This is a genomic window from Thalassoroseus pseudoceratinae (genome assembly GCF_011634775.1).
GTDB lineage: Bacteria > Planctomycetota > Planctomycetia > Planctomycetales > Planctomycetaceae > Thalassoroseus > Thalassoroseus pseudoceratinae.
Genome location: NZ_JAALXT010000013.1, coordinates 1 through 13,760 on the forward strand (window position 1 = coordinate 1; position 13,760 = coordinate 13,760).

Annotated in this window: 11 protein-coding genes; 8 read left to right on the forward strand and 3 right to left on the reverse strand. The window is 52.2% G+C overall.

What is annotated here, in order from left to right; genetic code table 11:
- Positions 1 to 834: 834 nt before the first annotated feature.
- Both G6R38_RS27385 and G6R38_RS27390 read left to right on the forward strand, forming a co-directional pair.
- The gene (locus tag G6R38_RS27385) at positions 835 to 1,614 is read left to right on the forward strand and encodes a PEP-CTERM sorting domain-containing protein (protein ID WP_166832005.1); all 780 of its coding nucleotides are present in this window, start codon (positions 835 to 837) and stop codon (positions 1,612 to 1,614) included.
- Positions 1,615 to 1,829: 215 nt separating this feature from the next.
- Complete coding sequence (locus tag G6R38_RS27390) at positions 1,830 to 3,164, forward strand: hypothetical protein (protein ID WP_166832007.1); 1,335 nt, start codon at positions 1,830 to 1,832, stop codon at positions 3,162 to 3,164.
- Positions 3,165 to 3,278: 114 nt separating this feature from the next.
- On the opposite strand, the gene G6R38_RS27395 is transcribed toward G6R38_RS27390, so the two are convergent.
- From G6R38_RS27395 to G6R38_RS27405, 3 genes are all read right to left on the reverse strand, one after another.
- Positions 3,279 to 4,067, reverse strand: a complete 789-nt coding sequence (locus G6R38_RS27395) for a hypothetical protein (RefSeq protein WP_166832009.1) — start codon at positions 4,065 to 4,067, stop codon at positions 3,279 to 3,281.
- Between the two features lie 81 nt (positions 4,068 to 4,148).
- Positions 4,149 to 4,532, reverse strand: a complete 384-nt coding sequence (locus G6R38_RS27400) for a hypothetical protein (protein WP_166832011.1) — start codon at positions 4,530 to 4,532, stop codon at positions 4,149 to 4,151.
- Positions 4,533 to 4,680: 148 nt separating this feature from the next.
- Positions 4,681 to 5,835, reverse strand: a complete 1,155-nt coding sequence (locus tag G6R38_RS27405) for a polysaccharide biosynthesis/export family protein (protein WP_166832013.1) — start codon at positions 5,833 to 5,835, stop codon at positions 4,681 to 4,683.
- A 572-nt stretch (positions 5,836 to 6,407) separates the two neighbouring features.
- Between G6R38_RS27405 and G6R38_RS27410 the strand changes: the two genes are divergently transcribed.
- From G6R38_RS27410 to G6R38_RS27435, 6 genes are all read left to right on the forward strand, one after another.
- Positions 6,408 to 7,322 (forward strand): exosortase/archaeosortase family protein, encoded by a 915-nt coding sequence (locus tag G6R38_RS27410; protein ID WP_166832015.1) that lies wholly within the window; start codon positions 6,408 to 6,410, stop codon positions 7,320 to 7,322.
- A gap of 377 nt (positions 7,323 to 7,699) precedes the next feature.
- Positions 7,700 to 9,667 (forward strand): polysaccharide biosynthesis tyrosine autokinase, encoded by a 1,968-nt coding sequence (locus G6R38_RS27415; protein WP_166832017.1) that lies wholly within the window; start codon positions 7,700 to 7,702, stop codon positions 9,665 to 9,667.
- A 64-nt stretch (positions 9,668 to 9,731) separates the two neighbouring features.
- Positions 9,732 to 10,394 carry an exosortase-associated EpsI family protein gene (locus tag G6R38_RS27420; protein WP_166832020.1) on the forward strand — a complete coding sequence of 221 codons (663 nt, stop codon included), beginning with the start codon at positions 9,732 to 9,734 and terminating at the stop codon, positions 10,392 to 10,394.
- 220 nt (positions 10,395 to 10,614) lie between these two features.
- A complete protein-coding gene (locus tag G6R38_RS27425; protein WP_166832022.1) occupies positions 10,615 to 11,343 on the forward strand; it encodes a sugar transferase in 729 nt (242 codons plus the stop codon).
- 85 nt (positions 11,344 to 11,428) lie between these two features.
- Positions 11,429 to 12,442: an XrtA system polysaccharide deacetylase gene (locus G6R38_RS27430; protein ID WP_206028765.1), complete on the forward strand. Its 1,014-nt coding sequence runs from the start codon at positions 11,429 to 11,431 to the stop codon at positions 12,440 to 12,442.
- Positions 12,439 to 13,686, forward strand: coding sequence for a TIGR03087 family PEP-CTERM/XrtA system glycosyltransferase (locus tag G6R38_RS27435; protein WP_166832024.1), 1,248 nt, complete (start codon positions 12,439 to 12,441; stop codon positions 13,684 to 13,686). Before G6R38_RS27430 ends, G6R38_RS27435 begins: the two co-directional genes overlap by 4 nt.
- Positions 13,687 to 13,760 lie beyond the last annotated feature (74 nt).

Consider the following 13,760-nt stretch of genomic DNA (forward strand, 5'->3'; position numbering starts at 1 on the left):
AGCACAAGACGTGAAGACATCCGACTCCCTCCCTGGAGAAAAACCTGATCATCCACATCCTCCAAAATCAAGTAAGATCAGTTTTGACCACACGCTCTAACATGTCCCTTACTGAAATGCACGTTGAGGCCGGGTCGCCAAGTCTTTCCATCTTCGCTCGGCAGATCGACACGAGATGTCGAAGGCAAGCCTGGGACAACAGTTCAATCGATTCCTTTGGATTCCCAGCGACTTCGCGGCGCGATGTGCGAGCAGCTTTTCAGGTATTATCGAGATTCGGGCAAAAGTGTGAATATCACCCGTACACTTCTTGACAACAGCTTTCTGCACACGGTAACCTGAAAGGGTAAGTAGGCAAAAGTCGTTTATAAATAAACATCCGACAGATGTACCGACCCCTTGAACTATTCATCTTTATAGCTAGCGTTGCACTCTCTGGTGTTCACGACGTCCATGCTGCGCTCATTGCACCGGCATTTGACAACGATGGTTTCGTGTCGGCAACAGTCGTTGCGAGTCATTCCAAGCGGGCACAGGTACCCGGCAACCCACACTCCAGGATTCCTAACGCTCCCGATCGCCCGGAAGAGCCGAAATTACGCCAACATGGCCTCATTGGCGGTATGGCCTCAGGAACAGCAGGAAGTATAAGTCCGACAAGTTCCAGTGTCGCTTCGCCAGTTCCGCTAGTTGACCCCCAAGCCGCAGTGACTGGATGCACATTAACACTATACTTGCAAAAAGAGTGCCGGTTGGTGCTCACAGTCCCATTCTTAGAGGGTGTGTTTCGACCGCCGCGGAATTAGCTCCTCGCTGAAGAGAAGGTCATTGTGGATGGACTTTTATTTTCGCAAACAAATACATAAGAAATGGGATTCTATGATGCATAGACTAATTTTCTGTTTGACGGTAGGTTTAACGGTGTCCTGTGCCGCAGAGGCGCAAGCAACCGTCGACATCGACGTTTTCGATCAAACGAGTCAGTTTGTTGCTGACCCTACCCCCACAACCTCCTCTGAGTCGGTAGCCCTGGAAGCAATTGGGGGACATCGCTTTCTTGAGGTGACTCGAACCACCGGTACAGGGACTGTCACAGGCTTCGCAAACCCACTTGCTGGCTCTGACGGTGAGTTTAATTTCAGTGCGCAAGCTGGCACAACGGGAATGTTCACTCTGAACTATAACGGAAGTTTTGCCGACGATAATGCTACTAACGCGACAATAACGACCAACAACTACGATCTCTTAGAGGGGGGAGCGAACACTGGCTTTTTGTTTCAGGCATTGGCTCAGTTTGGGCTTAAACTCGCAGTTACAATTTACAATGACGGGACCGCATACACTGCAATGAAGACCATTCCGTCATCCACCGCCACTACCTTGCAGAATTACTTCTTGCCTTTCAGTGACTTTGGTGTCGGGGCCGATTTTGCGAATGTCGATGCCATCCGAATTGTTGGAACGAATACTGATGACGGTTCTAACTTTCGTCTGAATTTTTCTGCTGCGGCAAATCCAGTTCCAGAACCGGGCAGCATGACTCTGTTCGCTCTTGGCGGATTGGGGCTGCTGGGCTATGGGGCACGACGCAAGCGAGCCCAATCGGCTGCGTAGTCTTGTTCGGTACGCGATTGCCGAGCGTCTGCGGCTACTGCTAGAGAAAACGCACGGTTCATTTTGAATCGTGCGTTCTTTTTTTCGAGTCCATCGATTTTTGTTGATGAGTGGCGGTGCAATACATTAGTATTTGCGAATGGACAGATGGATAATACATCCAACTCGCTGGAATTCAGTTTGATGTTGCAGTCTCAAATTTTAAGGACATCGCAATGAGCCTTGCCAAGGCTGTCTCTGCAGCCGTTCTCGTTGTGACTCTCATGGTGACCAGCGATTGCAAAGCAGCAATGCTGACACCGTCTTTTGATGACCTACCCGCGGATCTTCTGTTTGAAGGTCCGCCGGGGGTGGGGGTCGAGGATGGGCCGGCTTGGGGGCGTTTCCTTCGTCCGGCTCATCATGGCTATGAGATGCTTTATCTCAGTCAGTATCGGCCTTACGAACCAGGCTATCGGCTCGACCTGACCATGCCAGTGCCATTGGGCTGGACCTTCAGTGTAGGGCCTTGGCACGGTTTGATGTTCCACCAGCGGATCAGCCGCAACATTGTGCAGTTCCTAAAAACGCATGGTGCTCCGACCCAGAACGAGGTGCACTACCCACTTCGTTTCGTCGATTTTCTCGATCACCTGCCAGCCGATCCAAACTTCGCCAACATTCTGACGGGTGAGCAGATTGAGAGTTTCAATCTCTTGCAGAAGCTCTTTGTTTCCATGTCAATGTTCGGTGAATTCCTGGCTGGAACGGCGGAAGGCAAAGCTATCTTCGTCTTTGATGAGACCGAAGGATTTGGCAACCCCGGTGGTGACCCGTTCTATCTCGCAGACGGGGAATGCTATGTGGAGAATGAATGGTCATCCGAAACCACTCACGCGCGAGTCACCCTGGCAGACGGAACGGCTGCCGGGATGTTCTTGTGTGAACGTGATCGTTCCGTCTACTCTTTGCTCGGGATTGCGACAATCGAACTGACCTTCAAATTCATCGGAGGTGACAACGAACCTCTGACGGAATTTGTGTCCGTTCAGGACGAAGACTCCTATCTCGCAGGGATCCGAACTAGCACGGATAGCTCTTTGCCCAACGGACTTGCCGCTTTGAGCAGTACTGGCAATGGCACGACCGGAGGCAGCGGCTCATCTGCGAGTTCAGCTGGTGTCGCTGCGTTTGGGAGCCCCGGTTTCGGCACGGGCTCCGCTGGTGGCGGAGGCGGAAGCGGCGGGGGAGCACCTGGCGGCAGCTTGGGACTGATCACTCCACCATCAGACTTCCTGCTATTGACTAGCACAAGCGACAGTTTCGACGATGTCCTCCCAGACGGTCCCGGCGGCATGGGACCTGGCCTCCCTGGTGACACACCTGATGGTGGCGGGCCCGGAGGCGGTGGCCCCGGCGGTGGTGATGTACCAGATGGCGGAGGCAGTGTTATCACCGTCAGTGAACCAGGTGGTGCGATGCTGCTATTTGTCGCGGCATGTCTGCTGGTTGCTTATGACCAATTCCGATCACACTTCTTGGCTAAGAATAACCCTAGTATTGCTGCCTAACCTCTCAACGAGTCGAAGAGATCCCAGAGGATCTCTTCGGTATACGAAACTTCTCACGTTCTCCCTAGATGCAGGTGAACGTGAGATGGCCTGCGAACGATCGTTCTTCCACATTCACCGGCTAGGCCGCCATTCGGGCTCTTCCGGGTTTGCGAGGTAGTAGTAGAGGCCGGACCCTTTGATTTCTTCGCGGATATGGGTCACTGGCTCGTATTCCGAACCCTTCTTCGGCTCCACTTGTTTTGGTGGTTTCGGCTGAAACGGGTCGGCTTTTTTAGGCCCGTCATCCTTCTTCGGAGGTGCCTGCTCCATTGGCTCTTCGACGGGTGGAGGAGCCAATACTGGAGACATGTTGCTGGCTGCTGGACGCTGATTCGTCGGGAATGAAATCTCGATCGGTGTCGTCAAGTGCGGAGGGCAGCAATAAGACCCCGGCGGGAATTTTCTCCAGCAGTCCTGATGATACCCCCAATATGGCTCGTAGTGCGGCGGGCATTTGGGATGTTGAAGTGCGTTGTCTTGATGATGGCTGTAGGACCACATCCAGATGTTTTTCCGCCAATCGCGGCGTTTATCCCGGCAGTCATCACAAAACCGTTTCCACCAACTCTGCTCGCCAGAACACTCTGGACAATCACAGGAAGTATAAGACGCGGCTTGACAGCCGGAAGCATCCGTCTGTGCGCAGTACGCTTGCTGCACATACTGAGGGGCCATCGATTGGGATGGCTCCTGAGGCATTGCCATGGGTACCGCGGTCGCCACTGGATTGGGTGTGACTGTCTGAACCGGCGGAACAACATGTGCCATGAACGGGAGAACTTGCCCCCGTCCCTCTTGAGCCGCGCCTGACACCGCCATCGAAAAGAATAGTGCTGCTGCAGCGATTACTCGGTAATACATAAGTTCCCTGCTTCCTGCTAGACCCCATCAAATGGGCCGGGAAATATTTGAGTCCGTTCGATTCAAGCAGACAGGTAGCGGTCACCGACCGACACCGAAATAGCCACCGGTGTTCAAGTAACCGGTTGTGTGTCCCGTCGGTGAGAGCAATGATTGACCGATCGGTGGTTGTTGGTTGAGAATTGCATTTCGATTCGCATCCACCTCATCCTGCAAACGATTGACCGAACCACCAAGGTTCTGATACGCCTGCCGAAACTCGCGTTGCGGCCGGACGAGTGCGAAATAGTTGAACGCGGTTGAGTTGTTGCGATTCAAAAGGTTGAGGTATGGGCTGATGGTCGGATTTGGTCGCGGTGGCCGAATGTTCGGAGCGCCCGGCGTGACTTGCGCCTGGCAATCCGCAACACAAAGGCTAAACACACACACGACGAAAGTTGTCACCATTAAATATCGAACTGTCATTGGTTGGCTCCTGGAAGACGATGAACGAGAGGGTGTGGTGCGGAGCCCACGAATGGGCTCCCAAACAGTTCCAAGAAGTACCTAACAAGATCTTATATTGTAGAACTCGACTCCGCGAGTTGCACCACATTCTTGCAGGCAATTTCCGCTAGAACCCTACGTTGTTACCGAATCCGTTTCCTTGTCCTTCCAGGTTCCGAATCGTGGAGTTCGTTAGCAGCGTGATGCCAAGAACTCGTTCAATCGGAGCGAACAGTTTCGAAAGTGCGTTATCGGTGGCAATCAGAGAATCAGCTTGGATGTAGACGCGGTCACCAGGGAAGAGCTGGTAGTTTGTGGTCGTGATGCCTTCCCGTGTGATTTCCCGCCAGTTCACGTCCATGACGTGTGCACACTGGTCGCCTTCGGGCGACGGGGCAGGGCGAGCGACCCACATTCTCTTCGAAGAGACCTGTGACAGACCTTGAATCTGGGCAATGGCGTCGAGAACGGTTTCGTTCCCCGTGACAGGCAGTCGGACCACCTGCTCACCGAACCCACCGCCGTCCGTAATCACGTAGATCACCTTGCTGTTGTACGTGGTCACGTCGACGTTAATTCGCGGATCTTCAATGTACTGCGACAGTTGCGTCTCGATGATGTACTTGGCTTCGTCGAGAGTTCTGCCAGCAACGTGCACATTTCCGTAAATCCCGAGGGATACCGTTCCATCCGGCCGGACCAGGTGCGGTCCGGTGATGGCTTGAGGTCCCTGCGGATTCGGCAATGTGACCGCCACGAGAGGATCTCGAATGCCGACGGGCTGCCCCATCGCATTCTTTGTGTACGTCTTCAGATGGTTGGTAATGGCGACCTTGGCTTGTTGAAGGGACATTCCAGCCACCTTCACTTTGCCGTAGATCGGGCCGAGTTCAATCGTCCCGTCCGGCTGAATCAAGAATTCGCCGTCCACAAACTTGAACTGGGCTTCAAGCTGGGCCTTAAATTGCTGCTCGATCGGATTCCCGCCTTGCTCAGGCAGATCGAGCGGCTCCGGGTTGCCCAACGAGACCTTGATGATATCACCGGTCCGCAGTGGCGTTTCAGGAGTCCGGACGTTATGGACCGCCTCAATCAGGAGGATATCGGGCGGCTCAATCCGGTATTCCGGAAGAGACGTTTTTTGAAGCTCTCGAGGAACATCACTATGGGCAATGGCCAGTGCCTCGCCTTGCAAACGCGGTTGGCTGCAGCCTGACAATGCGAACAGCGCAGCCTGGGCCAAAACCGCCATACATAGCAGGCTTCGTGGTGGGCAGCTCATTGTTCCTCCCTGTCTACCAGTTCAGTATTGACCCGATTTGGACGCTCACCCGAAATGGTGATGTGTCTTTGGATAGTCAAATAATCGGTCAAAAAATGCCCAGACTCGATTTGTTTTGAAACGATTGTTCGTTTTGTAGCGATTCTCGCAGCCACACGGTATACTCACAGATGTTTCACTCGTGCACTTGGTAGCTTCACCTAGGCAGTGTGGGAGGAATAGAGAGACGCCTCGACTTTTTTTCAAGATCTGATCAAAAGCTAGCTTTTTGTGTTGTTTTGCCGACCCCGCGTCATATCATCATGACCAATGAGATCAATGAATCGATTCTCATTGAAGAAAGCCGGAAGGGTTCGCGGGAACCTTGGGTCACTCCGGCTGTAGCGTCGCAAGATGCCACCTGTTGCAGCCAACCATACACAATTACATTAACGATGTAATCTCGCCCTCGTTTTCCCAACATTTGCGATTTGATCTCGGTGTGTTTACCTCTCTCTCGCACACCGTAGTCGATGAGCGTTCCGATTGCCGGTTTTCGCCAGTCGCATGTCATGAGAAGCTGTGGCCCCAAAATGTCGACCAACCTCCCTACCAATAGCAACTCCGATCTCGGTCTGCGATTTACCGAACTGGTGACTTTGTTCGCCATGCTACTGTGGTCTTACACCGACGTACTTAGTGTTTTCTACCGCAAGTGGGATGCTGACCCGCAATATTCTCACGGATTCCTCGTTCCCCTCATCGCTGTGTTCATTCTTTGGCTACGTTGGCCGAAAGATCGCGAGGATTTGTTTCGTTGGAGTAGTTGGGGCGTTGTCCTCCTAGTCCTAGCCTTATTGGTACGGCATGTTTCGATTCGCTATTACATCGAGTGGTTTGAGCAGCTCAGTTTTGTCGCATGTGTGCTCGGTTTATTTGCAGCCATTTTCGGGCTCTCATGCTGGAAGTGGTATACACCGTCTGTGGTCTTTCTAGCATTCGCGGTCCCGCTGCCCCACACCCTTGAGGTTGCTCTCCGCGAGCCGCTCCGTCGAGCAGGCACTTTGGCCTCGACATACTTCATGCAAGGCTTCGGTCTACCAGCGTTCGCCACAGGCAACAGCATCACAATCGGCGAGGCCAAGGTCGATGTCGTCGGAGCCTGTAGCGGTCTCCGGATGATGATGGTTTTCTTTGCACTGTCAACTGCGGTGGCGATTTGTGCGAGCAGCCGCCCGATGTGGCAGCGAGCAATGATCATCGTCAGTGCCATACCGATCGCGATCTTCTCGAATGTTATTCGGATCACGTTGACCGGAACCCTTTATGCGTTGAACGCACCAGACGGCGCGCATTTCCTTCATGATCATGCGGAATGGCTCATGATGCCATTGGCACTTGGTTTGCATCTACTAGAGTTGTGGATTTTCGACAAACTGTTCATCCCGGAAATTGTCGACCACAGACCGGCAGGTTTTGGAGATGCCCCAGCCGTTCCCCTCCCATAACTGACGACAGCGTGTTACCTTTCTGCAAGATAACGTGCCCACAATTACATGACCAACGCCAGTATCGCTTGTTGCAATCAAATTTCTAAACGGATTTGGCAAGAATTATGATCCGACCAGTTTCTCCAAATGAGCGATCTTTCGATTCCGGAGACGCAGTCTTCAATACGCCTCCAATGACTTCCCATGGTGCAAGCAGCCAACAGCATGGGTGGGACTGGAAGTTGCTGCTGCGTTCATTCCGTCGACGATGGTTCCTCTGCCTTTTCCTGGGACTTCTCCTCGGTCTACCAGCGGCTTACGCAGCCTATCAGTTGGTACCTGCTCCATACGTTGCAAGCTCCGAACTGTATATCAAGTCTTACGATGACGCAGTCATGTTCGATACCAAGGAGAGAAAAGCAAACTTTACTGTCCGAAAGCAGACCACACTGAAACTGGTTAAAAGTCGACCTGTTCTGACGGCCGCACTGCGTGACGATGCTGTGGCAAATCTTCCAATGGTCAAAACGAAGGAACATCCGGTCGATTGGCTTGAGAAAGAATTGACCATTGGGAGTTCAGGGACAGAATTTTTCACGGTTTCGCTTTCCGGCGAACAACCCGAAGAAATCCCCAAAATTGTCAACGCTGTAACCCAGTCTTTTATGGACGAAGTTGTTGTCGCAGACTCCGAAGGGCGACTGGCTAGGCTGAAGGAATTAACCGACATCGCGGCTCGTGTCGAAGAGAACCTAGAACTAAAACGGCGAGAGTTACAACGCCTAATGGAAGCGTCGGGTACCGGCAGCGCAACTACAATCATGATGGAGCAGGAACACGATCGATTGCTTGAGTGGCGGAACCTGTTGAAGAATCAGCTCTTGAACACTGAGCTTGAACTGACAAAGGTTGAGACGGAGCTTTCCATTCGTGAAGAAAAAACTGGCAAAGAGATTGAAATCTCAGACGACGCAATTACTGTTTTGCTTACAGAGCACTCGGCTTACAAGTCCGCATCCTTAGAGCTTAAGACACTTGAGGGGCATGTTGAGAATAAAAAAGAAACGCTCGCTGAAGGGCATCCCAGTCTCGAAAAGTCACAGGAACGGCTTGAGAGGACCCGGGAAATGCTAGATCGGCTTCGTGATGAACTACGCCCGCAACTTGTCGAAGAAGCAAAGCAGCGTCATATTAATAATCAGCAACGCTCCAATGAGCAGTTGAAAAAGGAGATTCATGCTCTCCAGCAACTTAAGTCTCGCTGGGAAAATGAGCTTCAGGCTGCAAAAATCCAGGAGCGGGATAATGGTAAGCAAGTGCTTGGCTTGCAGGGGCTCGAGCAAGAAATCAGTCGCCAAGAAAAAATGGCGTCTGCGCTTGCGGAGGAAATCCAAAGGCGGAAATTCGAGATCGCGAATGCCCGGGATCCCATCCAAGTGCATCAATTAGCGACTGCTCCGCGCAGTCGAAGCACCCGTAAACGGATGATGGCTTCCGCCATGAGCGGAGTTGGAGCCTTCGGTTTTGCAGTCTTTCTAATCGTCGGTTGGGACATCTATAGACGACGAATCAGTTCTATTACAGATGTTTCCCGGAATCTTCCAATGCCCCTCGTTGGCACAATCCCAACACTTCCGCGTGTGGCTGTCAAAGGAGGCGGAGGCCGGAAGAATGCTCAAAAAGCTGCATTCTGGCGTGAAGCACTCAAAGAATCGATTGATGCATCCCGAACCATGCTGTTGCGTTTAGCTCGCGAGGAGGACCTAAAAGTCCTCACAGTGACGAGCGCCTGCCAGGGAGAAGGGAAAACCACGCTTGTGTGCCATCTTGCGATGAGCCTGGCAAGATCCGGGAAACGAGTGCTGTTGATCGATGGTGATTTGCGTCGGCCATCGACGAACAAAGTCTTTGGGCTCGAAAACGGAGATGGTGCCTGCGAAGTCCTGCGGGGCGAATCCACGCTGAGTGATGTTCTACAGGAGACCTCCCTTAGTAACCTCACCATGATTTGTGCCGGCCAGGTCGATCAAGCGGCGTTGGACTGCCTTGGTTCGGGAATCCTTGACGCGATGACTGACCAGATCCGACACGAATATGACTTTATTCTGATCGATTCAGCTCCCGTCCTGCCGGTGAGTGACACGCTCATGGTGGTGCAACACACCGATGCGGTCATGTTGGCAATCCGCAAGGAAGTCAGCCGATTAGGAAGTGTTGGGGCTGCACTTGATCGACTCAATGGCGTGGGTGCGAGAGTTCTTGGGGCTGTCGCTATTGGCCTCGACGATGCCAGCAGTGGTTATGGTGGCTACAACGGTTCTCAGTACACCTACGGAACTTACAATTCAGTCTTGTCAAACTAGTCATTGACGGCGACAAACGAATTTTCTCGAGTTCTGTCATGTCCGGGAAGTCGAAGGGTAATCGATGATAAAAATCATCATCCCATTGTTGATCTTTGTTCTCTTGATCGCATCGCGATTTTTGCATGCTATTCAAACGGAGCAATCCCGAAACCCACATCAACTTGAGAAGGCGACAGAACGGATTGCTGATGTTCCTTTAGAGTTCGGGGAGTGGAGTTCCACGGAACTGGAGTTGACACCTCGGCAACTGCGAATGGCAGAAGCAACCGGTGGTCTGGCTCGCCGCTTTCAAAGAGATGGCGGAACCGATGGAAATTCCGTTGTCGACATTCTTTTATTATGTGGTCCACACGGGCCTATTTCCTTACACCCCCCGACAGTGTGCTTTCGCGGGGCAGGGTATGAGCAGTGTGCCGAAGTGCAAAGCTCGAAAATCCCGACATCAAATCAATCCATAGAGCGGGACACCTTCTGGGTCACACAGTTTGACAAGCCGTCTGCGGGTGGCGTTCAACGAATTCAAACGTATTGGGCGTGGAGTGATGGCAATCAGTTTGTCGCAGCAGACAACCCAAGACTATCCTATGCGGGTTCGCCGTTCCTCTACAAACTCTATGTCACTCAATATGTGGACGAGAAAAAGCCCGAAGGAGACCAATCGAAAGTCGGCCAGGAGTTTCTGATCGACTTTTTGCCTCACCTAAAATCTGCTCTTGGAAGCTAGCAGGAAACAAGTGATTGCTAATTTTTTCGTCACCCCTGGCCAACATCGAAACAACGCTCGTCAAAAACCCTTCAACTTACGAGTGCCACCGTCATTCGAGTAAGAAAGTTACATCGCGATGAGCCTGAAGGAATCAACACTTCAATCAGAGGACGTGTTAGAGCAAGGATCGTGCTCTGACGGCGAGAAATCCTCTGCCGAAGACTGCAACCAGCGTTCAATGACGGTCAACTCAAATAACGTGGCGAGTAACACCAGCTTCAGCCATGTCGATGTTGAACCATTGCACCAGTGGTACTCAACAGTAAAGGCAGTCGCGGACTTCGTCTTGGCTAGCATTTTGATCGTCTTGTTGCTTCCAGTCATTGTAGTTGCGGCTGTGATCATCCGCCTGACTTCCAAGGGGCCAATCTTCTACACACAGACTCGGGTTGGCTATCATGGCCACGAATTCAAACTGATCAAATTACGAACCATGATTCACAACGCGGAGCGCGGAACCGGCGCGGTCTGGTGTAGTGGTAATGATCCTCGTATCACCCGGTTCGGACGATTTTTGCGATCTTCACATATTGATGAATTCCCGCAACTCCTAAACATCTTGCAGGGACATATGAGTCTCGTCGGGCCACGTCCCGAACGTCCGGAGTTCGTTCAGAAACTGCAGTTCGACGTCCCCTTCTACTCCGAGCGATTAAATGTCAAGCCGGGAATCACTGGCCTTGCACAGCTCAAACTACCTCCTGACGAGACGTTGGAGGACGTTTGTCGGAAGATCGAATACGACTGTTACTACGTCCGAAAACATAACCCGATTCTCGATATCAAAATCCTTGCCTATACTGGCTGGCTATTGCTTCGCACTGTTTGTGGCATGATTCTGACGCCCTTCCTATTGCCAGCATGCACAGTCGTTGAAGAACATACCCGCAGCTTAGAACTAAAATGAGCACTGCTCTACCAAGTCATATCACCCGTCGCCTCTATCTCAAAGTTAGTTGATTCCAAGGCCTCTTTAAACTGAGCTCGTTACCGTGACGAATCCGCTGCCAAACACTTTCACTGTTGACGTTGAAGACTACTTTCAAGTCACCGGTTTTGCGGATCGAATTCGGGCAACTGAATGGGATCATTTTGAAAGTCGTGTCGTCGAAAACACGCATCGCATGTTGCGTCTGCTGCACACGAATCACACACGAGCCACATTCTTCATCCTGGGCTGGGTCGCAGACAAGTTTCCTCAACTCGTCCGAGACATCCGAGACGATGGTCATGAACTTGCGTGCCACGGGTATTGGCATCGGCTTATCTACAATCTAACACCCGAGGAATTTCGCCAGGATCTGCGTCAGTCAAAAGCCGCGATTGCAAAAGCGGCGGGGATTGAAGTTCGTGCTTTTCGTGCCCCAAGTTTCTCGATCACAAAGGCGACGCCCTGGGCCTTAGATGTGCTGATGGAAGAAGGATACGAGATCGATTCAAGCATCTTTCCCACACGGCATGATCGCTACGGCATCCCGGATGCCAATCCAGCCCCGCATCGAATCGAGAATGATAACAGTAAAACTCTGTGGGAAGTTCCACCATCGGTTGCCAAGCTAGGCAAACTCAACCTGCCCGCTGCTGGCGGCGGTTACTTTCGCCTCTTTCCGGAACGGGTATCGGCAACGCTTCAACGTCACGTCGTCTCTCGTGGACGACGGCCGCTTGTGTTCTACATTCACCCTTGGGAAATCGACCCGGATCAACCACGGTTGCAAGGCCGATGGAGTTCACGGTTCCGACACTATCACAACCTGCACCGGACAGTGGGACGGCTGGAACGAATGCTCAAGAGCCTTCCATTCGGAACAATTGGTGACCTGGCCAAACAAGCTGAGGAACAATTTATTCGGCAAGGTCTTGGGACCGAGTCGAACACCGGCGACCTGGCAATTGATCGGTCACCGATGGTGGTCGATGCGGAATGGCATAGTTCGAACGAATTGTTACCATCGGAGAACCAACCCCATCCGATCCCTGGTCAACTGACGAGGCCAACCGGATGAACATTCTTTACTTAGTGCATCGGTTTCCGTTCCCCCCTGACAAAGGCGACCGGATACGAGCCTTTCACATTATTCGCGAGCTTTCGCGTCATCACCAAGTTCACGTGGTGACTTTCGCCGATGCTCCGGTCCGTCCTGCCGACGAAGCAGCGTTAGCAGAATATTGTGGTTCGCTCTCGATTGCGCCTATGAACTCCCTCAAGAGGCTGACCCGGACAGCGTGGTCACTAGCCACTGGAGGTTCGGCAACGTGCGGAGCGTTCGCTTCCTCAGGATTCCGAAGAAGTATTCGTGAGGTTACCAGCAACACTGACGTTGATTGCATCTTACTGTCCTCATCGGGTTTGTCACGCTTCTTGGAGATGCCAGAGTTATCGAGTCAGCCATTACTCGTTGATTTTGTGGACGTCGATAGTCAAAAGTGGGCAGACTATGGCGATAGTGCGCCGTTTCCGAAACAAATCTTGTACAACTTAGAGAGCCGTCAGTTGCTGCGGGTTGAGCGAGGATTGCTAGATCGAGCCTCTGCGGTGTTGCTGGTTACCGATGCAGAAACCGAGCTTTGTAAAGAACGGTGTGGCAACGGGCCGCTCTACACGGTGACAAACGGCGTCGATCTTGACTATTTCCAGCCGACGCAGGAATCAAACGACCCAGATGGAAAAGAAGGCGTATATAGTTGCGTGTTCACAGGAGCAATGGACTATCGACCAAATATCGATGCAGTCCATTGGTTTAGTCACCAGGTTTGGCCGGAGATCATACGGGTCTATCCATCTGCAAAGTTCAGAATTGTCGGCCGCAACCCATCGCGTGCGGTCACCGATCTTAAGTCAATCCATGGTGTGCAAGTGACCGGAGGCGTCACGGATGTTCGTCCCTATCTAAGAAAAGCGACAATTTCGGTCGCCCCGTTGAGAATTGCACGAGGCTGTCAGAACAAGGTCCTAGAGGCACTGGCAAGTGGCAATGCGACGATTGCTTCCTCTCAAGCTGCGGCCGGCTTGCGAGCAAAAGCGGACCGAGATCTACTTGTTGCGGACAGGCCAAGTGAGTGGGTCGACGGGATTTCTAAGCTGTTTACGAGTGAAACACGACGACGCCAACTAGGTGCCGCCGGGCGGGACTATGTAGTCCAGTGTCACAACTGGAAAACATGCCTTCAACCACTTTCAGAGATGATTGCAACGTTCACTCAACAAAACTCTTGCGCCGACATATCAGACGCGATGACCATCGCCTGAATTCACCCCTTCCACTCGTTAGATCGTTCACTCAAGCACACCCGATGACTGTTTCCGTTCGTCCAACTCAAAAT

Coding starts and splice junctions, on each gene's coding strand:
- G6R38_RS27400 (WP_166832011.1), bottom strand. CDS start 4,532: ATGACAGTTCGATATTTAATGGTGACAACTTTCGTCGTGTGTGTGTTT.
- G6R38_RS27405 (WP_166832013.1), bottom strand. CDS start 5,835: ATGAGCTGCCCACCACGAAGCCTGCTATGTATGGCGGTTTTGGCCCAG.
- G6R38_RS27385 (WP_166832005.1), top strand. CDS start 835: ATGGACTTTTATTTTCGCAAACAAATACATAAGAAATGGGATTCTATG.
- G6R38_RS27420 (WP_166832020.1), top strand. CDS start 9,732: ATGATAAAAATCATCATCCCATTGTTGATCTTTGTTCTCTTGATCGCA.
- G6R38_RS27395 (WP_166832009.1), bottom strand. CDS start 4,067: ATGTATTACCGAGTAATCGCTGCAGCAGCACTATTCTTTTCGATGGCG.
- G6R38_RS27390 (WP_166832007.1), top strand. CDS start 1,830: ATGAGCCTTGCCAAGGCTGTCTCTGCAGCCGTTCTCGTTGTGACTCTC.
- G6R38_RS27425 (WP_166832022.1), top strand. CDS start 10,615: ATGACGGTCAACTCAAATAACGTGGCGAGTAACACCAGCTTCAGCCAT.
- G6R38_RS27435 (WP_166832024.1), top strand. CDS start 12,439: ATGAACATTCTTTACTTAGTGCATCGGTTTCCGTTCCCCCCTGACAAA.
- G6R38_RS27415 (WP_166832017.1), top strand. CDS start 7,700: ATGTTCGATACCAAGGAGAGAAAAGCAAACTTTACTGTCCGAAAGCAG.
- G6R38_RS27410 (WP_166832015.1), top strand. CDS start 6,408: ATGTCGACCAACCTCCCTACCAATAGCAACTCCGATCTCGGTCTGCGA.